The following is a 25329-nucleotide window of genomic DNA, read 5'->3' on the forward strand; positions in this document are numbered from 1 at the left end:
CACCGTGGACTTCGCGATCGACGAGAGGACCGAGGCGCTGCGCGCCGAGGTGCGCGCGTTCCTGGACGAGCACCTGACCGACGAGGTTCGCGAGCGGTACGCGCGCACCGGCTCGGCGCACGACTGGGGCTTCCACGCGGCGCTGGCGGACAAGGGCTGGATCGGCGCGGCGTGGCCGGTCGACGAGGGCGGCCAGGGCCGCGACCCCTACGAGATGGAGGTGCTCTACGACGAGCTGCAGGGCGCCGGCGCGCCCACCGACGGGTTCTCGATGAGCATGGTCGTCGCCGAGATCGTGCGCCGGGTGGGGACGCCCGAGCAGCGGGAGCGGATCCTCGAGCCGATCCGCCGCGGCGAGCTGACCACGGCCTTCGGCTACTCCGAGCCAGACGTCGGCTCCGACCTCGCGGCGGTCTCGACCACCGCCGTGCGCGAGGGCGAGGGCTGGCGCATCAACGGCCAGAAGGCGTTCACGACGCTCGCCCATGAGGCCGGCTACGTCTTCATGCTCGCCCGGACCAACCCGGAGGTCTCCCGGCACAAGGGCCTGACCACCTTCCTCGTCCCCACCGACGACCCCGGGTTCTCGGTGGCCCCGATGCGCACCCTGGGCGGCGAGCGCACCAACATGACCTTCTACACCGACATCCTGGTCGGCGACGAGGCGCGCATCGGCGAGGTCGACGGCGGCTGGGCCATCATGATGCTCGCCCTCGCCTTCGAGCGTGGCGGCGAGTTCGCCCCGCAGGTGCGGCGCCTCGTCGAGCACGCCGCGGGCTGGGCGCGGGCGAGTGGCCGCGAGTCGGATCCGCGGCTGCTGCGCCGCCTCGGCGAGGTGGCGACCGACTACGAGGTGGCGCGTCTGCTCGGCTCGCGCGCGACCTGGCTGCGCGCGACGGCCAGCGCCGGAGGCATCGAGGGCTCCATGGCCAAGCTGTACGCGACCGAGTCGCTGCTCCGCGGCGCCGGCGCGCTGCTGGACGCCGCCGGCGCCGACGGTCTGCGCCAGACGGGCGATGCGGCCGCTGCGGCCGGCGGCGAGATCGAGCACGCCTATCGCCATGCGCAGGTCACGACCATCTACGGCGGGACCAGCGAGATCCTGCGCGAGCAGATCGCCCAGCATCGGCTGGGCATGCCCCGCAGCCGTCCCGCCCGGCCACCCCGTCAGGCGCCCGCGAACCACGCGGCGGCGACCAATGGCCGCTGACCAGGAGCCGAACGGCGACGCTCCGGCACGCCGGACGTGGACGAACGTCTACCTCGCCTTCAGCCTCCCCGAGGAGGACCGCGCCCGCCTCGACGCCACACTCGCCGCGCGCGGCACCAGCCTGGGCCAGGAGTTCCACACGGCCCTCACCCGCTGCCTGATCGAGGCCGGCGTCGACCCGCGCGGCCTGTCGCGCCCGGACGTCGACCCCGACGAGCACTAGCCGGGCGGGGCCTCCGCCGACTCCTCGCTCCATCGCTGCTGAAGCTCGAACTTGCGGACCTTGCCGCTCGCCGTCACCGGGAGGGACTCCACCACCCTGATGTGCGCCGGCAGCTTGTAGCGCGCGAGCTTGCCGTCGGCCCACTCCAGCAGCTCGCCGGCGGTCACCGACGTCCCTTCGGCCAGGACGACGAACGCCGCGCCGACCTCCCCGAGGCGTGCGTCGGGAACGCCCACGACCGCCGCGCGCTCGACGTCCGGATGGGTCCCGAGGAGCACCTCGGTCTCCGCGGGGTAGACGTTCATCCCGCCGCGCTTGTAGGTGTGCGACCGCCGCCCGGCGATGGTGAAGTAGCCGTCGTCGTCGGCCCGGGCGAGATCGCCCGTCCGCAGCCAGCCGTCGACGAACGTCTCCGCCGTGGCCTCCGGGTTGTCGATGTAGCCCCGGGACACGTGGTGGCCGCGGATGCAGATCTCGCCGAGCTCCCCGACCGCGACCTCCTCGAGGGTCACCGGGTCGCGCAGCATCACCTCGTTGTCGGGCGATGCGTGCCCGATCGAGGTTCCGAGCAGCTCGAAGGGGTCGTCGAACTCCGTCCAGGTGTTGACGCCGACCGCCTCGGTGAGCCCGTAGGCCGCGAGCATCCGCGCGTCGGGCGCGCGGTCGCGGATGCGCAGCGCGAGGTCGGCGACCGTCTTGGATCCTCCGATCTGCACGACGCGGAGCGTCGAGAGGTCGCGCCGGGCGGCGTCGGCGTGGTTGAGGGCGAGCTCGTACTGCTCGGGCACGCCCTGGAGGTGCGTGCAGCCGTGCTCCTCGAGGTCGGCGAGGAACCGTGCGGCCGCGAAGCGCTCTTCCAGGACCGTCATGGACCCTGCGAGCAAGGGGACCATCGTGTTCATCGTGCAGCCGAAGACCCAGAACAGCGGCGAGGCCATGATCGAGCGGTCGTGTGGCCCGAGCCGCATGTGCCGCGTCCACTCCCGCATGTGGTCGACGATCCCGGTATGCGTCAGCATGGCGCCCTTGGGCACGCCCGTCGTGCCCGAGGTGTAGATGACCAGCCCGGTGCTCTCCGGGCCGACCTCGCCGGCGCGCGCGCCGACGGCGCTGGCGTCGATCTCGTCGGCGCGCTGCAGGAAGTCGTCCCACGGGGTGACGCCGCGCGGCCAGGGACCGTCGCCGACGCCGACCACGATCTCGAGCCGCGGAAACGCGCCGCTGCGCCAGGCGCCGGGCCCGGCATCATCGAGCTCCGGCACGAGCGCCTGCAGGAGCGGGCGCATGTCCTGGCCGAGCACGGCGCTGTCCCAGATCAACACGCGACAGCCGGAGGAGCCGAGGACGTGCGTCAGCTCGGTGGTCCGCAGCCACGTGTTGAGCGGGACCATCCACGCCCCGCTCAGCGCGATCCCGAGCTGGACCTGCATCCACTCGAAGCGGTTGCCCATGAAGAGCGCGACGCCGTCGTCGTGATCGACGCCCGCGGCGAGCAGGGCGGCCGCGATGGCGTCGGTCCACTGGCCGAGATCGGCGAAGCTCTGCGTCTCACCGCCGTAGGTCAGCCACGGCGCCGGCCCGTAGCGGGAGACCGCCTCGGCGAGGATGCCCGGCATGGTGCTCCGGCCGACGCCTGGATCGGTCGCGGCGATGCCCACGGGGAGGTTCTGCTCCTGCGACACGGTCGGCTCCTCAGGGGTTCTTGGTGGCACGGAGAGAGGCGAGGTCCAGGCCCTCGGTGCCCTTGCCCCCCGCCATCGCGACGAACGGACCCCGGAACGGCGCGCGGAACACGACGTCGTGGATGACCATGCGCGGCGGAAGCTGCGCCAGCCACGCGACGACGTCGCCGACGTCGGACGCCGGCAAAGCGCTGAACTCGTTGACCGAGTTGTCCATCATCGGCGTGTCGATCGCTCCCGGTGACGCGAGGCTGACGTTGATGCCCTCCGGCTCGAGCTCGGCGGCGAGCGCCAGCGCGAACGCGTTCATCCCGGCCTTGGCCGCCGAGTAGGCGGTCAGCCCGCGCATGGGGCTGGTCGCCGACAGCGACGACACGAGGACGATCCGGCCGCCGACGCTGATCCGGGGCAGGCAGCCGTGGACCATCACGTAGGCCGACCGCAGGTTCGCGCGCTGGACCTCGTCGAAGACCTCGACGCTCTGCTCGCGCACCCGGCTCCCGCGGAGGACGCCCGCGGCGTGCACCAGCACGTCGATCGCCCCAGCGCGGCGCGCGCAATCGGCGGCCACGCGCTCGTCGCCGCAGTCGCCGGGAACGGCCTCGGCCCCCAGCTCGTCGGCGAGCTCGCGCAGCGGCTGCTCGCGGCGAGCGTTGAGCACGAGCGCGAAGCCGCGAGCGGCCAGCGCCCGGGCGCACGCCTCGCCGATCCCGCCGGTCGCCCCGGCGATCACCGCGACCGGCGCGGCGCCGCTGCCCAGGGCGTCCGGCACCGGCTGCTCCTCGCTGCGCTCCGCCATCCCGCCACCCTCCTCCGGCCGCTGTTCACCCAACATGTACGCGTCGCTCCCCATACATATACAGGATTACTCGACCGCCACCGCCCGCGGCAGCGGCTCGAGCGGGAACAGCGCGTCGAAGCCGTCGGAGGCCAGCGCCGCGGCCAGCGCCTGCTCGGCGGCCGCGAGCCCGGCGGGGCGGCGCAGCACCGGCTGGAGATGGCGGTCGATGATCGACATGTCGTGCTCGTCGCAGAGCCCGATCGCGGCGAAGACCTGGTGGCCGTGGGTGAGGATCGCCTCGGCCGCCTCGAGCGCGTAGACCCGCAGGGCAAGCACGTCGGCCGCCGTCATGAGGCCGCTGACGTAGCGCCAGAGGGTGAACGTCGCGAGCTCCTCGAGGCCGGCGCGCGCCACGGCCATGTCGGCCAGGCGCCAGCGCACCGCCCCGAAGTCGCCGATGGGCCGGCCGAACTGCCGCCGCTCGCGGCTGTAGGCGATCGACAGGGTCGTCACCGTGCTCAGTGCGCCGAAGATCCATTGGGCTCCGAGCAGCAACGCCAGGTGCCCGTCGGCGACCCCTGTCTCCTCGCGAGGCACGGCGAGGCAGCGCGACCCGAACGGGTCCAGCGGCGTGGGCGCGATCGGGCCGTCGGCGGTCACCGACAGGACTGCGCCGTGCGCCGTCACCGCCACGGCATCGCCGGCGAGATCCAGATGCTCGAGGCGCGCGGGCGCGCCCGCCGAGACGTAGAGCGCGTCGGCGCCGGGGACATCGCAGCCCACCACGGCCACCAGCGGCCACGGGCAGACGACGGCGCCGGCCTCGCGGATCGCCATCGCCGCGGCGATCGCCTCGACCTCGTCGGTCAACGGGGCCAGGTCGAGCAGGCCGAGCTCGCGCAGGACCGGCTCGACCTCCAGACGGCGCAGCTCCAGCGCCTGCTCGGCACGGCGCGCCATCTCGACGCCTCCGAGGCGCGACATCGCCGAGCGGGTGGCCTGGGCGAACGCGATCGCCTCGGGCGGAAGCGTGCGGTTCACCGGGGCTCCCGGGCCAGCTCGCGCGCGATGATCAGGCGCTGGATCTCGGTCGTGCCGGCGGCGACCGTCGACGCCCGCGCGTACCGCCAGTGGTCCTCGGCGCGGCCGTCGAGCAGCGCGCCGGGCGCGTCGTCGAGCCCGTCGGCGCCGGCGACCTCCATGGCGAGTTCGGCGACCTCCTGGTCGAGGAGGGTCGAGGCGATGCGCTGGAGCGCCGGCTCGTGCGCCGGCAGCTCCCCCGCCTGCTCGCCGATCGCCAGCACGCGGTACGCCAGCAGTCGCGCCACGCGGCAATGCACCGAGGTCCGCGCGTGGGCCAGCCGCAGCGGCGCGGAGGGCGGCTCGGACGCGACGGCGGGCCAGAGCTGTGCGAGCAGCCGGTCGCTGCGTGCGTAGCGTGGGATGCCGATGCGCTCGAACGACAGCACGGTGCGGATCACGTCCCACCCGGCGTCGACCTCGCCGAGCACGTCCTCGGGGCCCACCTGGACGCCGTCGAAGAAGATCTCGTTGAGGTGATGGGTCCCCATCATCGCGGCGATCGGCCGGACCTCGACGCCCCGGCGGTCGAGCGGGACGAGGAACACCGTCAGGCCCTTCTGGCGCCGCTGCCCCGTGTCGGTACGCGCCGCCAGGAAGCACCACTGGGCCAGCGAGGCGTAAGAGGTCCAGATCTTCTGCCCGTACAGCCGCCAGCCTCCGTCGTCCTGGGGCGTCGCGGCGAGCTTGAGGGACGCGAGATCGCTGCCGGCCTCCGGCTCGCTGAACCCCTGGCACCAGGTCACGTCGCCGCGGCCGATCAGCGGCAGGTGCATGGCCTTCTGCTCCGCGGTGCCGTGGCGCATGATGGCCGGCCCGACCCAGCTCAGCCCCATGTACTGGGCGCCGCGGGGCTCGTCGTGGGCCCACATCTCCTCGCGGACGGCCGTCTGCTCCCAGACTCCCGCGTCCTCGCCGCCCCACTCCGCCGGCCAGTCGATCGTCAGCAGGCGCTCGTCGGCCAGGACCCGGCAGAAGCGTTCGGTGGCCCGCACGGACGCGTCGTCCTTGAACGGTCCGCGGTACCAGCCAGGCACGTGCTGATCGATCAGCAGTCGGAGGCGCTCCCGCAGACGCATCACCCTCTCGCCCTGGTCGAAGTCCATGATCCAAATACTATATAGGTTTAGCCTGCATGCCTAGAAGCTCAACCTCTCTATGATTGCGACATGCTGAAGCCGACGGCACACCCCGCTCCGCCGGAGCTCCTGGCGCGGTGGAGCGCCGCCGGCCTGCGTCGCGAGCAGCACGTCGGATGGGCGCTGGACCAGGCCGCGGAGGCCCGCCCCGACGGCGAGGCGGTGGTCCTGGCCAGCGAGCGCGTGACGTTTGGCGAGCTGCGGGCCCGCGCCGACGCGATCGCCGAGCAGCTCGTGGGTGCAGGCGTCGGAGCCGGCGACGTCGTGACCTGGACGCTGCCCAACGGCATCGACGCCGTCGCGACCGCCGCGGCAATCTGGCGCATCGGCGCGGTCAGCGCACCGGTCGTGACGATCTACCGCCACCACGAGCTCGAATTCATCGTCGGCGAGCTGCGACCGGCCGCGCTGATCGCCTCGGGTGACGTCCGCGGTCGCGACCTGTGCGCCGAGCTGGACGAGGCCTGCGCCGCGGCCGGCGTCCTTCCTCGCGCGCGCGTGTGTACCCATGGCGAGGTCGACGGTTGGGCGCCCCGGGCCCTGGCGCCGCGCGCGCCGCTCCCCGGCGACGTCCGGCCCGGGGGCCCCGAGGACGTGTGCCTCGTGCTGTACACGTCGGGGACCACGGCCAAGCCCAAGGGCGTCATGCACTGCTCACGCGCGCTCGTGCAGGAGGTCGCCTCGATGCAGCACGCCTGGGGGCTGACGTTCCGCGACACGATGCTCATGGCGTCGCCGCTGACGCACATCACGGGCATGCTGCAGGGGCTCTTGGTGCCCTGCATGGTCGGAGCCCGCTCGGTGCTCATGGACCGCTGGGATCCCGACTCGTGCGTCGAGCTGATCGAGCGTGAGCGCGCGACCTACATGGCCGGCGCCACGCCGTTCCTCAGCGGCATCCTCCAGGCCTTCCGCGCACGCGGCGTCACGCGACCGGCGCTGCGCCAGTACTGCTGTGGCGGCGCGGCCGTGCCGCCGGCGCTGGTCGAGGAGGCCGACGCGCTGGGAATCGCGGCGTACCGCTGCTGGGGGATGACCGAGCTGCCGACGACCACGCTCGCCAGTGAGCGCGACCCGCTCGCGCGCCGGGCCCGCTACGACGGTCGCGCGGCCGCGGGCGTGCAGATCGAGGCCGTCGACGCCGACCGTCGTCCGCTCCCGGCGGGCGAGGAGGGCGAGCTGCGGGTCCGGGGGCCGGAGCAGATGCTCGGCTACGTCGACGCCGAACGCACCGCGGAGGCGGTCGACGAGGCCGGCTGGTTCTACACCGGCGACCTCGGCATCATCGACGACGAGCGCTGGGTGCGGATCACCGGGCGGCTGAAGGACATCATCAACCGCGGTGGCGAGAAGTTCAGCGCGCGGGAGGTCGAAGACCTGCTGATCGCCCATCCCAGCGTCGGCGAGGTGGCGGTGGTCGCGCTTCCCGACGAGCGGCTCGGCGAGCTGGCGTGCGCCGTCATCGTCGCCGAGGCCGATCTTCGGGTCGACACCGAGGCGCTCACGGCCTTCCTGCGGGCCCAGCGGATCGCCACGCAGAAGCTGCCGGAGCGCTACGAGATCGTCGCGGCGCTGCCGCGCACGGCCTCCGGCAAGGTCCAGAAGCATCTGATCGTCGCCGCGCTAAGCGGCGGCTGAGCGCGGCGAGGGGCGCGCGCCGGGCTCAGCCGCGCGGGAGCCCCAGCACGCGCTCGCCGATGATGTTGCGCTGGATCTCCGAGGTGCCGCCGGAGATCGTCGCTCCGAGCGCATCGAAGTCCTCGAGCAGCAGCTCGTCATCGGCGAGGCCCTCGGCGCCCGCCACCGACAGCGCGAGGTCGCAGGCCCGCTGCACCGCCTCGGTGCCGAGCAGCTTGAGGATGCTGAACTCCGGGTGCGGGCGGCCGGCGACCTCGCTGGCGAGCGCGCGCATGCCGGTGTGGTGCAGCGCGGCGGCGTCGGTGGCCAGGCGGCCGAGCTCGACCGCGACGTGGTCGGCCAGCGCGCCGGAGGCGTAGCGCCGCGTCGAGCGCAGCACCCGCTCGACGTCGACGTAGGCGTTGATCCAGATCATGTCGCGCTCGTGGTTGAGCGCCGACATCGCGACCTTCCAGCCGCCGTCGAGATCGCCGAGGAGCCATTCGTCGCCGACGAAGGTCTCGTCGAAGAACATCTCGCAGAACTCGTCGGTCCCCGGCCACCCGGTCTCGATCTCGCGCGCGGTGACCCCGCCGGCGCCGGACAGGTCCAGCAGCAGGCACGAGATGCCCTTGTGGCGCGGCGCGTCGCGGTCGGTGCGGCAGTACAGCATCGCCCAGTCGCTGGTGTGGGCCTGGGTCGTCCAGATCTTCTGGCCGGTGATGTGGAAGCCGCCGTCGACGGAGGTGGCGCGCGTGCTCAGCGCGGCGAGATCGGAGCCGGCGTCGGGCTCGGACATGCCCAGCGCCCAGGTCAGGTCGCCGCGGAGCGTGGGCACGAGCAGCTGGTCGATCTGCGCCTCGGTCCCGAACTGGCGGATCGCGGGCGCGATCACGCCGACGCTCTGGATGCTCGGCAGCCGGGGCGCCTGGCTCCGCGCCCCCTCGAGCTTGACGGCGATCGTCTCGAAGGGGTCGAGTCCACGGCCGCCGAGCCCGCGCGGCCAGCTCGGGATGAGCCAGCCCTCCTCGAAGGCGGCCCGCTGGTGGGCCGCTCGCAGCGCGTGGTCGGTGCGGTAGTCGGCCTGGCGCTCGGCGTAGTCGGCGGGCAGGAGCCCGGCCAGCCACTCCCGGTACTCCTGCGCCGCACCCTGGACGGTCATCGTGCCTCCTCTGGCGGTCGGGAGCCCAGCCACGCGTAGTGATGCCGCGCGTCGCCCAGCAGCTGCGATCCCACACGGGCACGACGCAGCAGCCACGGCAGCTCGCACTCGGAGGTGATGCCCATCGCGCCCAGGACCTGGATCGCGTCGCGCACGCCGGTCATCGCCGCCTCGCTCGCGGCCGCCTTGGCCATGCGCGACAGCGCCTCGAATCCTTCGCCGGAGGCGTTGACGTCGAGCTCCGTGGCGGCGGCGGCGGTCAGGCTGCGGGCGCGCTCCAGGCCGACGTAATCGTCGGCGAGCCGGTGCTTGACCGCCTGGAACTCCCCGATCACCCGTCCGAACTGCCGGCGCCGGCCCGCGTGCTCGACGGCGATGTCGAGCGCGCGCGCCGCGACGCCCACGAGCTCGGCGGCGTGCAGCACGCGCGCGGCCTGCTCGGCCCGCTCAGGCCGCCCGCCGGGCAGTCTCTCGGCGGGCGTCGCGGCGAAGTCCAGCGTGCCGACCGGCCGGTTGGGGTCAGGCCCCGGGCCGGCGCTGCTCACCACCGACGTGGCGTCGACCACGCACAGCGCCGGCCCGCTCGCGGTGCCGCACAGCACGACGGCGATAGCGGCCCGGCCGGCGTCCGGGACGTGCGGAACGCTGCCGTCCAGCGATCCTGCCCGCACCTGCAGGCCCGGGTCGCCCAGGGCGAGCGTGGCGGCGGCGCCGGCGGCGATCGCGCCCAGGGCTCCGTCACGCGCAGCGCTCGGCGGGGCGGTGCTCAGCGCGGTCGCGGCGATCGTCGTGCTCACGAGCGGCGCGCCGAACAGCGCGTAGCCGGCCTCTTCGAGGATCGCGGCCTGCGCGTGCACCCCGAGCCCGAGCCCGCCCTGCTCCGCGGGCACCGCGACCGCCGGCCATCCCAGCTCGACGGCCATCGCCCACGCTTCCCGCCAGCGCTCGGGCTCCTCGGTCGCCGCGCGCACGGCGTCGAGCGTCGACTCGCGCGCCAGGACGGCGCGCACCGAGTCGCGCAGGTCGCGCGCGTCGAGGTCCAGCGACGTCATGGAGCGACGGGCAGCAGCCGCGACGCGATGAAGCTCGCCGCGAGCTCCACCGAGCGGCGGCCGTCGGTGAACGACGGGATGGTCGAGAAGCCGTGGGGCATGTTGTCGAAGTAGTGATACTCCACGCCGTTGCCCATGGCGCGCAACGTCCTGGCCAGCGTCTCGGAGTCCGAGCGCAGCGGATCGGCTCCGCCCACGATCAGACAAGTGTCGCCGAGCACCGGCAGCCCCCCGTCCATCCCGAGGCGCCCCGCAACGGCGTCCGGCGCGTCACCGAAGTAGGCCGCCCGGAACGCCTCCATCAGGGGCCTGGGGAGCACGGGATCCGCCGGGCCCAGCTCGGCCATCGAGGCGCCGCTCAGGGTGGCGTCGTACCAGCCGTAGAACAGCGCGAGCGCCTTCGGCGAGGGCAGCTCCTCGCGCGCGGCGCCGACGGCGGCGTGCAGCGCCAGCGCGGCGCCCGAGGAATCTCCGGCGACCGCCAGCGCGCCAACGTCGAGGCCGAGGTCAGCACCGTGCTCGCCGATCCAGCCCAGCGCGTCGCGCGCGTCGTGGTGGGCGGCCGGATACGGATGCTCGGGCGCAAGGCGGTAGTCGACGCTGAGCACGGCGCATCCACTGCGTGCGGCCAGCGCCGCGGTCGTGGCCTCGGTCGCCTCGGGGTCGGCCAGCGCGTAGCCGCCGCCGTGGAAGTAGACGACGACGGGATGGCGCTCGGCCACCGTCGGCACCTGCAGCAGCCCGCGCAGGCTGCGGCCGTCGAGCGCGAGGCTGACCCACTCGCTCCGGACCAGCGGCGCGATCTCGACGTAGGTGGCCGACGCCGCGACCACGCCCCGGTACCACTCCCGCAGCTGCGGCAGCGTCGCGCCGGCCGGCTGGGAGGCGGCGGCCTGCCCGAGCGCGACCAGGTACTCGTCGACCTCGTGCCTCATGATGCCTCCGCGATCCGGGTCAGCTCGTCGCGCCGCCGGCGGCGGCGCTCGCGCAATCGGGTCCTGGCCGGCGGGGCGATGTCGTCCTCGGACCAGTCATAGCTCGCGTCGCGCACAACGGTCACACCCGCGATCCCGGGCAGCGCGCCGATCCGGTTGCACAGCTCGCGCTCGAAGTACAGGTAGTAGAAGCACCCCGGCGCGGTGAGGCGCAGCGTGATGCCGACCTCGATCCCACGGTCGCCGGCGGTGACCTGGACGTCGCGGATCAGCCCCATCTCGGCCAGGCCGAGGTCGAGGCCCGAGGCGACGCTGCAGGGGTCGGCGATCGCGTCTGCCTGCTCGAGCACCGCCGCGCGCACCGTGTCGGCGACCTCGGCCACGGCGCTCACGCGGCCAGGACCGCGGAGCGCTCGCGGTGCAGCCGCCACGGCGTGAGCGGGAGTCCGTCGGCGTCGAGGTCACGGCGCACCACGGGATCGTCCTTCAGGCGCTGCGCCATGGCGGCCGGGTCGATGCCGTGCAGCCGCAGGTAGTTGCCGCCGAGGATCTTCGCCTTGACGTCGTCGTCCACCGGTCGGTAGCCCTCACCGTCGACCAGCTCCTGCGGCATCTCGAAGGCCGCCAGCGCGGCGACCACCGGCGCCGGATGGCAGGCCATCGCGCCGGTGCCGAACAGCAGCCGGTCGTCGCCGGCGTAGTGGCGCAGCGTGCCCAGGACGTGCGCGAAGCGGGTGGGACGGCGCACGAGGAAGTTCGCCACGCACTCGAGGTTGGCGTAGATGTTGGGGTGGGTGACCATCTGCAGCGCGCAGTCCTCCAGGAACGCCCAGCCGCTGTGCACGACCTCGAAGGTGAGGTCCGGGAACGCGGTCGCGGCGACCCCGATGTCGTCGGGGCGGTTGGGCGCCAGCGGCCCGGGGCCGATGGGGATCGCCTTGTGGACGGCGATGTGCCGCACGCCGAGCTCGCGCGCCTTCTCGAGATAGGGCCCGACCGAGTCGAGGTCGGAGAAGGAGATCGTGACCGCCTGATGCAGGTTCGGGTCCACCAGGCCGTTGGAGGGATAGAACTTGAACCCGTCGATCTTGGCCTCGGAGGCCATGCGCTCCATCTCCTCGAGCTCGCCGGCGCCGCCCAGCGCGTCCACCGGTGCGTAGAGGAAGACCCGGTCGGGATGGGCGCGCTTGAGCTCGACTCCGAGGTCGAACGGGGAGATGCCGTTCCGGCTCACGGGCGGGAGGCGGACGCCGTGATAGGCAAACGCGTCGACGTCGCTCTCGGCGAAGAACACGTCGGCCACCTCGTCGGCGGGCCAGGGCGCGACGTACTCGGCGTAGCTGAGCTGGTAGCCGGGCTTCAGCGACTCGGCTACCGCGTGCACCTCGGCATGGGTGTAGGCGGCGACGCCGTCGTAGACCGCGAGCGGACACGACTCGACCCGGTTGCCCGGCGTGAAGTCATAGGCGTGGCCGACCGCGTCGACGATGATGTTGTTGTCATTGAACATGGTGGTCTTCAGCTCCAGACGAGGACGGGCTTGCGGGCGGGGCGGCGGGAGCGTGAGGCCGCGATCGCGTCGCCGGCCTCCCGCCAGTCGACGGGATCGGCCGCCTCGACGTCGAGGACGCCGTCGCGGACGAGGGCCGCGAGCTCGGACAGGTCCGCCGCGAACCCGTCCTGCGGCGGGCTGGCATCCATGCGCAGCGCGCAGATGCGCGCTCCCGGCGCGGTGAGGAACAGCTCGCCCGAGGCGAACGTCGTCGGCTCGTGCGACGCGTCGCCGTACAGCACGACGCTGCCGCCGGGCGCGACGGCCGGCAGGCACGCGCCGAGCACCGGACCGGCCACGCCGTCGAGGATCGCGTCGAAGCTCCCGTCGAGCGCGCCGGTGCCCTCGACGACGGCGGCCGCGCCGAGCGCCGTCAGCGCCTCGGCGTGGCCGCCCGCCCGCACGAGCGCCGTGACCTCGGCACCCGCCCGGGCCGCGAGCTGCACGGCGATGCGGCCGATGGCGCCCGCGGCGCCGGTGACCAGGACGCGGGAGCCGGCGCGTAGCGCGCCGGCCTCCCGCAGCGCACGCAGCGCGGTGAGCCCGGCGACCGGGATCGCGGCCGCGGTGGCCGCCGGCAGCTCCTCGGGGAGCGCCCCCAGGCGCAGCCCCGGCACGAGCGTCCGCTCGGCCCATGCGGCTTGCGGCAGGAAGCCGGCGACGCGTGTCCCGGCCGGCGGGCCCGACCCGTCCTGCGCCGCGCGCAGGACGCGCCCGGCGACGTCCCAGCCGGGCCGCCAGCCGGGCGCGGCCTGCGTCAGCCACTCGACCTCGCCGTGGTTGACGGAGCTCGCCTCGACGGCGACGACGGCCTCGTCGGCGGCCGCGGTGGGCTCGGGGAGCTCGGCGACGGCGACGAGCGGTCCGCCGTCCGTCGCCCCGGTGGCGATCAGCCCGCGGATCATGCGGCCCTTGCGCTGAGCCCCCGGTCGGGGGACGGCGACAGGCCGCTCACCTGCGGGAGGACCTCTTCGGCCAGCAGCGTCAGCGACCGGTCCCATGCGTCCTGGTCGTCACCGTAGTCATAGCTGTTGGCGAGCAGGACCCCGAACGGCCCGATCTGCTCGACGAGCTCCGTGATCTTGGCGGCCACGGTGTCGGGCGACCCGACGAGCCAGCCGTGGTCGAGCAGGTACTCGGGCGTGACGTCGGCGTCGGCGTGCTCGGGGTCGGCCTTGGCGAACTCGAGGAAGCCGAAGGCCTGGTAGGACGGGATCAGGAACTCCCGCGCCATGCGGCCCATCATGCCGTCCAGCGCCAGCCGCCGGGCCTCGGCGTCGGTCTCGGCGACCAGGACCTCGCGACCGACCCGCCAGCGTGCCGGGTCGGCGTGGCGGCCGACGGCCTCGGCTCCCTCCTGGATCGTGGCCCAGTGCCCCGCGAGGTAGCGGGAGCTCAGGCCGAGGCTGAGCGGGATGAGCCCCCGGCGCCCGGCCTGGTGCAGCGTCGGCGAGGCCGGGCTCAGGCCGGCGATGCCGATCTGCGGATACGGATCCTGGAAGCAGCGGATGTGTGGCCGCATGCCGCCGTCGAGGATCGCCTCGGGCTGGTTGACCGTCCAGAACTCGCCCTCGATCGTGAAGGGCTCGGACTCCGTCCACAGCCGCTCCATGATCTCCAGCGACTCCCACATCATGCGCCGGCCCTGACCGCCGGGGCCGTCGATGCCGAACAGCGTCCAGTCGGTGGGCGTCCCGCCGCTGCCGACGCCGAGCATGAGACGGCCACCGGCGATGTGATCCAGATAGGCGACGCGATGGGCCAGCTCGGCCGGGTGGTGGTACGGGAGGATGTGCGCCCCCGGCGCGAGGACGATCTGCTCGGTCTGCATGAGCGCCTGGGCGATCATGAGGTCCGGGGCGCAGATCGGCTCCCACGGCTGGGTGAAGTGCTCGCCGATCCACGCCTCCCGGATGCCCATCCGGTCGGCGTGGGCCAGCGTCTGCAGGTCGACGGCGTGCGCCTCTCCGAGCGAACGCTCAGGCGGGTGCGCCGGCATCATGAACAGGCCGAGATCCATGACTAGGGCGCCTGCACCGAGCCGTGGCTCAGGTCGGAGTCCATGCGGAAGATGCCGATGCCGGCATCGGGCGTGCCCGCCGAGCGGTCCTGGCCCCAGGCGACCGGGCCCGAGGAGCTGTCGATCGGCGGCGCGGCCGACATCGCGGTCGCCAGCTTCGCGGTGTCGAGCGTCTTGGCCCGCTCGATGGCGCGATCGAGCGACACGATGGCGTCGAACGTGTAGATGCCCACCAGGTCGTCGCCGGTCATCGCCTTGCCGGTCACCTTCTGCAGCGCCGTCCCGTAGGCCTTGGCCAATGTGTTCTCCGGCGCCTGGCCCTTGGGAGCCACGTAGGTCGTGGCGATGGGGCCAAGCACGATCTTGCCCAGGAGGTCCGGCGCCTGGCGACGGACGAGCGCGACCACCGACGGCGACGCGCCGCCGAGCGTCGAGAGGACGTCCGGCCGCCAGGTCATCTTGCCGAGGCTCTGCACGGCGGAGACCTGTGGCGTGCCATAGGCCCACAGCGCGAGCGCCTGGACTCCTGATCCCTGCAGCGAGCGCAGCTGCGCGGTCACGTCGGTCTGCGTGGGCTGGAACGACTTGGTCACGAGCTGGACGCCGTACTTCTTGGCGGCCGCCTGGGCGCTGGCCACGAACACCTTGCCGACGGCGTCGGCCTCATACAGCTGACCGACCTTCTTGAGCTTGAGCGTCTCCGCCGCGTAGCGGATCTGCGCCTCGGCGAACTGCCCGAGGCTCGGACCGCTTTGGAAGGACAGGGGGTCGGCGCCGCCGGGCTTCATGTCGGCCGGGTTGAGCTCGATCGAGTTCGGGCCGCCGAAGAGGATCTTGGCCTGGTTGAGGATGGGCTGGGTCGCGGCTCCGGATCCGGGCGTGCCCACGGGGATGGCCATCACCGTTCCGCTGCCGAGGAGCTTGCGGGTCGCGAGCGCCGCCTTGGTCGGGTCGCTCTGGTCGTCCAGCGTGTCCAGCTTGTAGCTGGAGCCGCTGGTGGTGCCACCGGCGTTGAGGTACTCCACGGCCGCCTTCATGCCGTTGATCGCACCGGTGCCCGCCGCGGCGTACGGACCGCTGAGCGGCACGATGCCGGCGATCTTCACGACCTGCTTGCTCGAGCCGCTCGACGTCGCGCTGCCCGCGTCCGCGCTCGACGAATCGCTCCCGCCGCAGGCCGCAAGCGTGAACGCCAGCCCGACCGCGAGCGGCGCGGCACAGCCGGCAAACCATGCTCCTCTGACTCCCATACGACCCTCTCCTCCATTCACGGGCACCCGATGCGCCCGATCGCGACACACTAACGTCATCCGCTAAATCATGTAAATATTATGGCGCGCGCGATCAGCCGAGGCCGGGAACGAAGGTCACGGGCGAGTACTCGTGGATGTCGAGCGCCACCAGGAGCCGCCCGAACCCGAGGTACTGGCCGATCATCATCCCCAGCTCGAGGATCTCCGCAGGGCTGAAGACCTCCGCGAGCTGATCGATGAACCCCTGGTCGATGCGCTGATGGTCATAGGCCATCCGGTCGGCGAACTCGACGGCGAGCCGCTCACGGTCGTCGAGGTCGCGCTCGGCCTCCGGCAGATCCAACTGCGCGATGCGGTCCTCGTCGAGCCCGTCACGGGTCGCCGACGCGTAGCGCGCCATGAGGCAGGTGGTGCAGTTGTTGAGCCGGGCGACCTCCAGGCGCGCGATCTCCTTGATCCGCGTGTCGAGGACGCCCTGCTCGTGTGCGGGGTAGAAGAAGGAGAAGTACTGCTCGAAGAACGCGGCGTGATGCGCCATCACGCCGTTGAGCGCCGAGTCGCGGCCCTCGGCCTCGTCCCTGGCGACGAGGTCGCGGAAGTAGTCGCTGAGCTCCGCCTCAGGGACCGGGGCGATGCGGGTCATGGTGCGCCTCCTGGGAACGCGTCGAAACGGGCAGACCGGTCACCGGTCCGGTATGCATATGATGCTAATCCTTCAGAGCATTGAAATGCAACCTTCGTCGCGAATGTCGGCGACGCGCCGCACATTCACCCGGACTTGACCGGGCGTTCCCAATCCTTTAGAAGTTATAGATCGTTGGACCCGGGTCGGCGGCAGACGAGGAGAACGCAGTGCATCGGTTCCTGGAAGACGTCATCGTTCCCGGGCTGTCCAGCGGAGCGCTCTACGCGCTCATCGCCATCGGCTTCGCCCTGCTGTTCCGGGTCACCGGCGTGCTGAACTTCGCGCACGGCAACCTCGTCATGGTGGCCCCCATCGGGGTCCTGGTGTTCCACGAGAAGTGGGGGCTGCCCGTCGTCCTGGCCTACGTGCTGGCGGTCGTGGCCACCCTGACGCTCGCCCTGGTGCAGGAGCGCATCGCCATCCGCCCGTTCCTGAAGGCCGGCTCCGCGCTGCCGTGGATCGTCTCGACGCTCGGGTGCTCGGTCATCCTCGCCGAGCTGCTCGCGATCCCGTTCCACGGCGAGAGCCGCTCCTTCGCCTACGGCCTCAGCGCGCGCCCGATCCACGTCCTCGGCCTGACGACCACGCCGGCCGACGTCGCGCTCATCTCCGCGGCGCTGGTCGTGGCCGCCCTCCTCGGCCTCCTGCAATCGCGCACGGACCTCGGCCTCCGGCTCGCCGCCGTCTCCCAGGACCTCCTAGGCGCCACGGCGATCGGGATCCGCAGCGACCGCATGTCCCAGATCGCCGCCGGCGCGGCCGCCGTGGTGGCGATGATCACCGGCCTGCTCGTGGCTCCGAGCCAGCTCGTGTCCTCCGACCTCGGACTCAGCTACCTCTTCTACGGCTTCGTCGCGGCGAGTCTCGGGGGCCTGGGCAGCGTCCCGGGGGCGCTGCTGGGCGGCATGGTCATCGGGATCGGCAGCCAGGCCGCCGGGGTCTACATCGGCTCGCTGTTCGTGAACATGACGCTGTTCGGGGGCCTGCTCGTCCTGTACCTGCTCCGGCCACACGGACTGCTCGGCCGTCCGGCCCTGCGGGCGGTCTGACGTGCCCACGAGCAGTGACCCCACCAGGCCCCAGGACGGACCCGAGCTCGTGGACGTCGCCCGCGGCCCGATCGCCCTCGACGGTCACGACCACCGGCTCCCGGGAGCCGCTGCCGCTCGGGAGATCGGCCACCGGCTCGGGCAGGCACGGGCCGCGGGCCGTGCGCAGGTGGACCGCCTCCCGGACTGGCTGACCCGGGCCGCCGGCAACCCCCTGATCCACGCGAGCCTCGTGCTGGTCGTGCTCGTCCTGTGGACGCTCACCGCGTCGTCGAACTCCTACAACCTGTATCTGGCCCAGCTCGCCTGCATCTACGCGATCGCCGCGCTCGGCCTCAACATCCCGGGCGGGCTGGGCGGCGCGCTCTCGCTCGGTCACGGCGCGTCCTACGCGCTCGGTGTCTACTCGACCGCCATCCTGGCCTCCCACCACGGATGGCCGGTCTGGGCCACGCTGCCGGTCGCCCTCGCCGTGGGCTTCGCCGCCGGCCTGCTCATGGGGGCGCCGGCCGGCCGGCTCGGCGCCATCGCGCTGGCGATGGTGTCCCTCGGCGCCGTCCTCGTGGTCGGCGACATGATCCTGCAGTTCGACAAGCTGACCGGCGGCACCAGCGGGATCGTCAACATCGTCATGCGCTTCTCGTGGGGCGACGGCGTCGCTTCGGCGAGCGCGCTGGCCATCGTCATCTTCGCCGTCGGCTGGGCCACCTACCTCCTGCACTGGTGGTACCGGTCGTCCGCGCGCGGCCTGGCGGCCATCGCCTCCCGCGACGAGACCATCGGCGCCGCGGCCTCGGGCATCTCGACCTACCGCGTGCGCATGGAGACCTTCGCGATCGGCTCGGCGATCGGCGCGCTGGCCGGCGCGCTGTTCGGCTACCTGTCCTTCGTCATCACGCCCGCGTCGGTCTCCCCCGCGCTGTCGATCCTGTTTCTCGTGATGGTCGTCTTCGGCGGGGCCGGCTCCCGGCTGGGGCCCGTGGTCGGCGCGCTCGTCCTGACGCTGGTGCCCAGCTGGCTGGCGTCGCTGCCCCACGTCAACACGTTCGTCTACGGCGGACTGCTCGTGCTGATGATGCTCGTGCTGCCGCGCGGCATCATGGGCGGCGGCCGCCCGTCGCGCCCGCGCCCCTTCGGCGAGCTCGGGACGCCCCGGCCCAACAGCGCGCTGCCCGACCTGGATGCCGGCGGGGGGCCGACGGCGGGCGCCGACCCGGTGCTCGTGCTGAAGGGCGTCAGCCGCAGCTTCGGCGAGGTCAAGGCGCTGGAAGGCGTGGACTTCCAGATCCGCCCCGGCGAGGTCGTCGGGCTCGTGGGCCCCAACGGCTCGGGGAAGACGACGCTGCTCAACGTGGCCTCGGGCATGTACCCCGCAAGCGGGGGCAGCGTGCGCCTGGGCGGCCACGACATCACGCGCACGGCGCCGCACCGGATCGCCGGCCAGGGGCTGGCCCGCACGTTCCAGACGCCGAAGACCTTCCCGACGCTCAGCATCGGCGAGCACCTGGCGATCGCCAGCAGCGAGGTGGCACAGAGCAGCGACGAGCGACGGCAGGAGGCGGTCGACACGGCCGCCGCGCTGCTGCGCATGGGCGGCCTGGACATCGACCAGCCCGCGACGCTCGAGCGCCCGGTCGGCACGCTGGCCCAGGGGCAGCTCCGCTTCCTGGAGGTCGCCATGTCGGTCCTGCACGTGCCACGGGTGCTGCTCCTCGACGAGCCGGCCGCCGGGCTCTCGGCGGGCGAGATGGAGGCCCTGGAGCGCGCCGCCAAGGCGCTGGCGCAGCAGGGCACCGCCGTCGTGATCGTCGAGCACCACCTCGATCTCATTCGACGGCTCGTGGACCGCGTCGTCGTCCTGCACCTCGGGACCCTCCTCTGGGAGGGACCGCCCGAAGACCTCGACCAGGCCGAAGCGGTCCGCGTCGCCTACCTGGGGATCCAACAGTGACCATGCCGGCCACCACCACGTCCGGGCTCCGGGTCCGGGATCTGCACGTCAACTACGGCGCGGTGCACGCCGTGGCGGGCGTCTCGCTCTCGGTCGAGCCCGGGCGCTGCGTCGGCCTGGTCGGCGCCAACGGCGCGGGCAAGAGCTCGACGCTGCACGCCATCGGCGGCCTCATCCCCTGCGGGCGAGGCTCGGTCATCGCCCTCGGCGACCGCTCGCTGCAGCGCGTCACCGCGCCGCAGCGGGCCCGGCTGCGTCTCGGCCACGTGCTCGAAGGCCGCCACGTCTTCTCGGACCTCTCGGTGGCCCAGAACCTCCACGTCGGCGCGCTGGCGGCCGCCCGCCCGCGCCGCGCCGCGGCGGTCGCCAAGGCGCTGGAGGTCCTGCCCGAGCTGCACGACGTCCTCAAGCGCCCCGCCGGGACGCTGAGCGGTGGCCAGCAGCAGATGGTGGCGATCGGCCGTGCGCTCGCGGGCGACCCGGAGGTCCTGATGCTCGACGAGCCGACCAACGGCCTGGCCCCGATCCTCGTCGACCGCGTGATCCACATCGTCCGCGAGGTGTGCGCGCAGGGCATCGGCGTGCTGCTCGTCGAGCAGCGGCTGGAGGTCGCCCAGGCGGCGGCCGACGAGCTGCATGTCCTCCAGCACGGCCGCATCGTCCACACGACGACGGGCGACGATCCGGGGCTGGCCGCGATCGTCCACGCGGCCTACCTCAACTGAGCGTTCCGGATCGGTCCGTCACCGCTCGACGTCGCCGGCTACCGCCATCCAGGGCTTGGCCTCGGCCGGCAGGAAGTCCTCGACGTCGATCGGGCTGGAGAGCGAGACGCCACCGTCGGCCGCCAGGATCTGGCCGGTCACCCAGCGCATGTTGGACAGCCCGACGGCCGCCTCCGCCACGAGATCGGGATCGCCGAACCCGCCGAGCGGGGTCCGCGCGGTCACGGCCGCGCGGTAGCCGGGCAGCGTCTCGTCGGTGGTGGCCGCCATCGGCGTCTGCGTCGTCCCGGGCGCGATGACGTTGACGCGGATGCCCCGCGGGCCGAGCTCGGCCGCCGCGATCCGCGCGAAGTGGTTGGCCCCGGCCTTCGCGCTGTTGTAGTGGCTCATCCGGCGGTCGGCGAGGCTGCCCGAGATGGAGCTGGTCACGACGATCGAGCCGCCGTCGCCGGCGAGCATGGCCCGGGCCGACTCCCGCAGGCTGAGGAAGACTCCGCGCAGGTCGACGGCGTGCATGGTGTCCCACGCCTCCGCGGTCAGGTCCATGATCGCCCCGACGCCGCCGATGCCGGCGTTGAGGAACGCCCGGTCCAGGCCCCCGAGCCGCTCGGTGGCCTCGGCGACGGCGGCGACGACCATCGCTTCCTGGGTCACGTCACAGGCGACGAACCCGGCGCCGGCACCGGCCGCCGGCGGGTTGACGTCGAGGCTGATGGCGGTGCCGCCGTCGGCGACGATGCGGGCGCAGATCGACGCGCCGATGCCCGACGACCCGCCGGTGACCAGGGCGCGCATCAGCCGGTGACCTGAGCGCCGACGCTCGCGTCGATGAGCTCGATGAGGATGCCGTCCGGATCGCGGACGGACCCCATGACCAGCGTGCCGTGCGGGGTCTCGAGCTCGATGCGCTCGTGGTCGGAGTGGCCGAGCGCGGCGAGGCGCTCGAGCGTCTGGTCGACGTCGCAGTACAGCGACACGAGGAAGAACCCTTCGCGCACGACCGGCGCCGTCGCCGGCTCGATGTCGCCCTCGAACGAGACGAGCTCGATCGTGCCTGCGGCCGGGTTGCCCGGGTCGCCGAGCATGACCATGCTGAGCCGGTCCTCGGGGCCTGCGAACAACTCCCTCCAGGGCCCGTCGAAGGCGCCTTGGACGGTGACCTCCATCCCGAGCCCGTCGCGGTAGAAGGTCAGGCTGGTGTCCATGTCGGTGACGCAGACGGCGGTGTGATGGATGACGTTGGGCATGGGCTCTCCTCGATGATCTGATTCAGCGCGCGAGCACGTAGTCGCCGACCGCATCGACGGTGGCGGTCCAGCCGTCGTTGACGACGATCGTCGTGAACTGCTCCTCGACGATGGCCGGGCCGGCGACGCTTGCGCCGGGGGTCAGCGTGCTGCCGTCGTGCACGGCCACCTCGCAGAAGCCGGCGCCGAGGTCGGCGCGGCGCGTCCGGCCCGACATGGTGGTGTCGGTGCCCGGCGTGCCGGCGCCGCCCAGATCGGGGTGCCGGACGGGGGTCGAGACGATCGCCCGCACGCTGGTCAGCTCCGGCGTCTCGCCGTGCCGCGCATACGTGTGCTCCTCCTCGTGGATGCGATGGAACCCGGCGACGGCCTCGGCGAGGGCGGCCTCGTCGAACCAGCTCACGTCTGCGCTGCCTTCGCGCTGGGCGACCGGGACGGCCAGGCTCCAGTTCTGCCCCGGGTAGCGGAAGTTGAGCTGGAAGTCGTAGCGGAGCCTTCCATCGCCGAAACCGCCCTCGACGAAGTAGGCGCGTGCCCCATCGATGAGCCCGCTCCACAGGTCGCGGACCCGGGCGACGTCCGGCGAGGGCGTGAGGTAGGAGCGCTCCTCGTCGATCGTCGGGTCCGCCGTCAGCAGGCCCAGCGCGGAGAACGCCGCCGAGTGGCGCGAGACGATGACGCGGCGGATGCCGAGGTCCTCGGCCTGCACGCATGCGTGGACGGGCCCGTTGCCGCCGTAGGCGACCATGGTCAGCGTCGTCGGGTCCACCCCGCGCTCGGCCGTCAGGCGGCGGATGGCCTGCGACATGTTGGCGTTGACGACCCGGCGGACGTCGGAGGCCGCGCGCTCGACCGAGTCGTGGCCCATCGGCGCGGCGACCTGCTCGGCGAACGCCTCGCGGACCCCGGCCATCGACAGGGACATGCTCCCGCCCGCGAACGCGGCGTCGGCCGACAGCAGGCCGAGCACGAGGTTGGCGTCGGTCACCGTGGGCTGCGTGCCGCCGTTGCCGTAGCAGATGGGGCCGGGCTCGGCGCCCGCGCTCTGCGGTCCGACCTCGAGCGCCCCCGACTCGACGTGCGCGATCGAGCCTCCGCCTGCTCCGAGCGTCGTGACGCTGATCATCGGCAGGCCGCAGAGGAACCGGTGGTGCCAGTTCCAGCCCGGCTCGCCCGGAGCCTCGCCGCCCTTCACGAGGCTCACGTCGTAGCTCGTGCCGCCCATGTCGACGCAGAGCAGGTCCTCCTGCTGCTTCGCACGACCCACCGCGGCGCAGCCGATGACGCCGCCCGCGGGCCCGGAGGCGAGCACCTGGATCGGACGGCGACGTATGTAGGGACGGGTCATCACGCCGCCGGTCGACTGCATCACCAGCAGGGCGACCCGGTCACCGAGCTGCTCGACGATGCGGTCGAGGTAGCGCGTGACCAGTGGCCCGACGTAGGCGTTGACGACCGTAGTGCTCACGCGCTCGAACTCCGGCGCCTTGGGCATGATCTCGTGCGACAGGGAGACGTCGACGCCCGGCATCTCCTCGGCGACCAGCTCGGCCAGCCGCTGCTCGTGCGCCGCGTTGACGTAGGAGAACAGGGTGACGATGGCCACCGACTCGACCTCCTGCAGCCTCAGGCGCCGGATGGCCGCGCGCGCAGAGTCCTCGTCGAGCGGCGTGACCACCTCGCCGTCTGCGGCCAGGCGCTCGATCACGCCCAGGCGCCGGCGACGCGGGACGATGTCCGGCGGCGGCGGGTACTGCGGGTCCCAGATGTCCTCCTTGAAGCCACGGCGCAGGACCAACTCGTCGCGGAACCCGTCGGTGGTCAGCAGCCCGGTCTTGACGCCCTTGGTCTGGATCAGGGCGTTGTCGGCGATCGTCGTGCCGTGCACGACGCGGTCGACCTGGGGGAGCAGCTCGTGCAGCTCCAGCCCCCGGGCCTCGGCCAGCTGCCCCAGGCCGGCCATCACCGCCTGCGATGGATCGGCCGGCGTGCTGAGGACCTTGTCGAGCCCGATCCCGTGGTCGTCGAGGATCACGAAGTCGGTGAAGGTGCCGCCGATGTCGATGCCGATGGAGTACGTCATGTCGATCTCCGTTCAGGCCCGCGCGCCGGCGGCGGGCCGGGTCTCGGCGTCCGGGTGTGCGTCGGCGCGCCGCCGCAGCTCGGCGGTCGCCTGCTCGTCGATGGCGAGGCTGAGGTCCTCGACGCTGCCGGTCAGCACGACGCCGTAGTCCCGCGCGGCGCCCTCGATGCTCACGATCTCGTCGAGCGCGTCCTCGAGGACCGCTTGCGCGTCGCGCGTGAACGGGTCGCCGAACCCCCCGCCGCCGCCGAACTGGTAGGCGGTGATCGCGCCGTCGGGCAGCGGCATGTTGGACACCGCCAGATCGACCTCGAACTCGTCGGGCGTACCGACCAGGAAGCGGTTGCCGTAGGGCGACGCGTCGGCGCCGCCGGCCATGCCGCGCAGCGGATGGCGCTTGGCCACCATGAACGCGCTGCCGAACGCGTCGGCGAGCGACTGCTTGACGTTCAGGCTGCCGGGGTTCCCGCGCCACTTGCCGGCGCCGGCGGAGTCGATCGTCAGCTCCCGGCTGACCATCCGCACCGGGAACCGCGTCTCGAGCTCCTCGGCGGTCTGCAGGATCAGGTTGCCCAGCGACGCCGAGTTGGCGCCCCAGCCGTCGAGGCCCTGCACGCCGTTGCAGTCCGAGGAGCGCGTGTCGACGCCGTGGTCGAGCCACATCTGCCCGGCCGCGTCGAAGCCGTAGAGGACGTTGGGCATCCCGATCTTGTAGACCTGCGGCCCGGCGCGCTCGGGCACGACGCCCGCCAGCGCCACGCAGAGCGCCTCGCCGATCTCGACCGCGGGGTGGAACGCGCCGAGCACCACCGGCTTGCCCTCGGGCGGGTTGAGGATCGAGCCCTCCGGGATGATCATCTCGTCGACCGCGTTGAAGAGACCCTCGTTCTTCGGGATCGTCGGATCGATCATCGCCGCGAGCTGCGCCAGGCCGTAGCCGCGCGAGTTGGAGAACGTGTTCCACAGCGTCAGCTCGGGCCGGGAGTCGCTTCCGGTGTAGTCGAGCTTGAGCGAGTCCCCGGCGACCGTGGCCGTGCAGCGCACGACCAGGTCCTGGTTGCCTGCAGGATCGTGGTCGATGTAGACCTCACCGGTGTACTCGCCGTCGGGCCACCCGGCGACGACCTCGCGCACGCGCTTCTCCGTGTGGTCGATGTTCCAGTTGACCGCGGCCCGGACCGTGTCGGCCCCGTATCGGGCGAGCAGCTCCTCGAGCCGGCGGACCCCGAGCTGCGCCGCCCCGATCTGCGCCCAGATGTCGCCGGAGAACGACGGCAGCCGGTTGTTGGCGAACAGCAGCTCCAGCACGTCCTCACGGGGCTTGCCGCGCTCGACGAGCTTGACGACCGGGATGATCAGGCCCTCGGCGTTGACGTCGATGGCGTCGGGCGAGAAGCCCCCGGGATCCTTGCCGCCCGTGTCCCCATGGTGCACCTGGATGGCCTGGACGAACACGAGCTGGCCGTTCTCGTCGAAGACCGGTGCGAGCGCGTCGTAGTCGGGCAGGTGGCCGCCGCCGTGGTACGGGTCGTTGGCGATGAACACGTCCCCGGGGCCCCAGTCGTCGCGCTCCTGGAGGTCGAGGACGTAGCGCACGGGCAGCGCCGAGACGACCATGAGCTGCGGGATCCCGATCGACAGGCCCGCGATCCGCCCGTGTGCGTCGATGATCGCCGCGTTGCGCTCGTTGGACTGGTTGATCATCGACGACGTGGCCGTGCGCGAGACGTGCGTGCAGACCTCGAAGCACGTCGTCTCCAGCGCTCCACGGATGATGCCTGCCGTCACGGGATCGACCTCGGTCTGGGTCGTGGGCAGCGGATCACGCCGCTCCGCGAGCCGGCGGTTCAACTCATAAGACATGGGCACTCCTGCGTCGTACG

General features: G+C 72.6%; 23 protein-coding genes. 6 read left to right on the forward strand and 17 right to left on the reverse strand.

All coding sequences use genetic code 11. The features are described from left to right. Nucleotides 1-4 precede the first annotated feature (4 nt). The gene (locus tag VK501_RS28265) at nt 5-1210 is read left to right on the forward strand and encodes an acyl-CoA dehydrogenase family protein (protein ID WP_324343401.1); all 1206 of its coding nucleotides are present in this window, start codon (nt 5-7) and stop codon (nt 1208-1210) included. Next, nucleotides 1200-1433, forward strand: coding sequence for a hypothetical protein (locus VK501_RS28270; protein WP_324343402.1), 234 nt, complete (start codon nt 1200-1202; stop codon nt 1431-1433). The genes VK501_RS28265 and VK501_RS28270 overlap by 11 nt, the downstream gene beginning before the upstream one ends. Here VK501_RS28270 and VK501_RS28275 read toward each other — a convergent pair. The 4 genes from VK501_RS28275 to VK501_RS28290 form a co-directional block, all read right to left on the reverse strand. After that, complete coding sequence (locus tag VK501_RS28275; protein ID WP_324343403.1) at nt 1430-3115, reverse strand: class I adenylate-forming enzyme family protein; 1686 nt, start codon at nt 3113-3115, stop codon at nt 1430-1432. The two genes, VK501_RS28270 and VK501_RS28275, sit on opposite strands and share 4 nt — an antisense overlap. Nucleotides 3116-3125: 10 nt before the next feature. Next, the gene (locus tag VK501_RS28280) at nt 3126-3914 is read right to left on the reverse strand and encodes an SDR family oxidoreductase (protein WP_324343404.1); all 789 of its coding nucleotides are present in this window, start codon (nt 3912-3914) and stop codon (nt 3126-3128) included. 66 nt (nt 3915-3980) lie between these two features. Further along, the gene (locus VK501_RS28285; protein ID WP_324343405.1) at nt 3981-4937 is read right to left on the reverse strand and encodes an acyl-CoA dehydrogenase family protein; all 957 of its coding nucleotides are present in this window, start codon (nt 4935-4937) and stop codon (nt 3981-3983) included. After that, nucleotides 4934-6082, reverse strand: coding sequence for an acyl-CoA dehydrogenase family protein (locus VK501_RS28290; protein WP_324343406.1), 1149 nt, complete (start codon nt 6080-6082; stop codon nt 4934-4936). The genes VK501_RS28285 and VK501_RS28290 overlap by 4 nt, the downstream gene beginning before the upstream one ends. 63 nt (nt 6083-6145) lie before the next feature. Between VK501_RS28290 and VK501_RS28295 the strand changes: the two genes are divergently transcribed. Then, on the forward strand, nt 6146-7753 hold the full coding sequence (locus tag VK501_RS28295; RefSeq protein WP_324343407.1) for an AMP-binding protein: 1608 nt from the start codon (nt 6146-6148) through the stop codon (nt 7751-7753). Between the two features lie 25 nt (nt 7754-7778). Here VK501_RS28295 and VK501_RS28300 read toward each other — a convergent pair whose 3' ends face one another. The 9 genes from VK501_RS28300 to VK501_RS28340 all read right to left on the reverse strand — a co-directional run bounded on the left by VK501_RS28300 (nt 7779) and on the right by VK501_RS28340 (nt 16349). Beyond that, nucleotides 7779-8894 (reverse strand): acyl-CoA dehydrogenase family protein, encoded by a 1116-nt coding sequence (locus VK501_RS28300; protein WP_324343408.1) that lies wholly within the window; start codon nt 8892-8894, stop codon nt 7779-7781. Continuing rightward, nucleotides 8891-9946 (reverse strand): acyl-CoA dehydrogenase family protein, encoded by a 1056-nt coding sequence (locus VK501_RS28305; protein ID WP_324343409.1) that lies wholly within the window; start codon nt 9944-9946, stop codon nt 8891-8893. Before VK501_RS28305 ends, VK501_RS28300 begins: the two co-directional genes overlap by 4 nt. Beyond that, a complete protein-coding gene (locus tag VK501_RS28310) occupies nt 9943-10881 on the reverse strand; it encodes an alpha/beta hydrolase (RefSeq protein ID WP_324343410.1) in 939 nt (312 codons plus the stop codon). Before VK501_RS28310 ends, VK501_RS28305 begins: the two co-directional genes overlap by 4 nt. Continuing rightward, the gene (locus VK501_RS28315) at nt 10878-11273 is read right to left on the reverse strand and encodes a hypothetical protein (RefSeq protein ID WP_324343411.1); all 396 of its coding nucleotides are present in this window, start codon (nt 11271-11273) and stop codon (nt 10878-10880) included. The genes VK501_RS28310 and VK501_RS28315 overlap by 4 nt, the downstream gene beginning before the upstream one ends. Next, complete coding sequence (locus VK501_RS28320; protein ID WP_324343412.1) at nt 11270-12391, reverse strand: amidohydrolase family protein; 1122 nt, start codon at nt 12389-12391, stop codon at nt 11270-11272. Before VK501_RS28320 ends, VK501_RS28315 begins: the two co-directional genes overlap by 4 nt. Nucleotides 12392-12399: 8 nt before the next feature. Continuing rightward, nucleotides 12400-13338: a zinc-binding dehydrogenase gene (locus VK501_RS28325; RefSeq protein ID WP_324343413.1), complete on the reverse strand. Its 939-nt coding sequence runs from the start codon at nt 13336-13338 to the stop codon at nt 12400-12402. Further along, nucleotides 13335-14453, reverse strand: a complete 1119-nt coding sequence (locus VK501_RS28330; protein WP_324343414.1) for an LLM class flavin-dependent oxidoreductase — start codon at nt 14451-14453, stop codon at nt 13335-13337. Before VK501_RS28330 ends, VK501_RS28325 begins: the two co-directional genes overlap by 4 nt. Before the next feature lie 2 nt (nt 14454-14455). Next, complete coding sequence (locus VK501_RS28335) at nt 14456-15703, reverse strand: ABC transporter substrate-binding protein (protein ID WP_324343415.1); 1248 nt, start codon at nt 15701-15703, stop codon at nt 14456-14458. A 94-nt stretch (nt 15704-15797) separates the two neighbouring features. Beyond that, nucleotides 15798-16349 (reverse strand): carboxymuconolactone decarboxylase family protein, encoded by a 552-nt coding sequence (locus VK501_RS28340; RefSeq protein ID WP_324343416.1) that lies wholly within the window; start codon nt 16347-16349, stop codon nt 15798-15800. Between the two features lie 209 nt (nt 16350-16558). Here VK501_RS28340 and VK501_RS28345 point away from each other — a divergent pair, with 209 nt between their 5' ends. From VK501_RS28345 to VK501_RS28355, 3 genes are read left to right on the forward strand one after another with little or no spacing between them, the layout of a single operon-like run. Further along, nucleotides 16559-17440, forward strand: a complete 882-nt coding sequence (locus VK501_RS28345; RefSeq protein ID WP_324343417.1) for a branched-chain amino acid ABC transporter permease — start codon at nt 16559-16561, stop codon at nt 17438-17440. 1 nt (nt 17441) lies between these two features. Then, nucleotides 17442-19391, forward strand: a complete 1950-nt coding sequence (locus tag VK501_RS28350) for an ABC transporter permease subunit (protein ID WP_324343418.1) — start codon at nt 17442-17444, stop codon at nt 19389-19391. Between the two features lie 2 nt (nt 19392-19393). After that, entirely contained in the window at nt 19394-20116 is a 723-nt protein-coding gene (locus tag VK501_RS28355; protein WP_324343419.1) for an ABC transporter ATP-binding protein, read from the forward strand. Between the two features lie 18 nt (nt 20117-20134). On the opposite strand, the gene VK501_RS28360 is transcribed toward VK501_RS28355, so the two are convergent. Genes VK501_RS28360 through VK501_RS28375 form a run of 4 tightly spaced genes read right to left on the reverse strand, consistent with a single transcriptional unit; the run spans nt 20135 to nt 25309 of the window. Beyond that, nucleotides 20135-20911, reverse strand: coding sequence for an SDR family NAD(P)-dependent oxidoreductase (locus VK501_RS28360; RefSeq protein ID WP_324343420.1), 777 nt, complete (start codon nt 20909-20911; stop codon nt 20135-20137). After that, nucleotides 20911-21363: a VOC family protein gene (locus tag VK501_RS28365; protein WP_324343421.1), complete on the reverse strand. Its 453-nt coding sequence runs from the start codon at nt 21361-21363 to the stop codon at nt 20911-20913. The genes VK501_RS28360 and VK501_RS28365 overlap by 1 nt, the downstream gene beginning before the upstream one ends. Before the next feature lie 22 nt (nt 21364-21385). Continuing rightward, entirely contained in the window at nt 21386-23446 is a 2061-nt protein-coding gene (locus VK501_RS28370; protein WP_324343422.1) for a hydantoinase/oxoprolinase family protein, read from the reverse strand. Between the two features lie 12 nt (nt 23447-23458). Then, nucleotides 23459-25309: a hydantoinase B/oxoprolinase family protein gene (locus VK501_RS28375; protein ID WP_324343423.1), complete on the reverse strand. Its 1851-nt coding sequence runs from the start codon at nt 25307-25309 to the stop codon at nt 23459-23461. Between the last annotated feature and the right edge of the window lie 20 nt (nt 25310-25329).

This window comes from Baekduia sp. (assembly GCF_035318805.1).
Classification (GTDB): domain Bacteria; phylum Actinomycetota; class Thermoleophilia; order Solirubrobacterales; family Solirubrobacteraceae; genus Baekduia.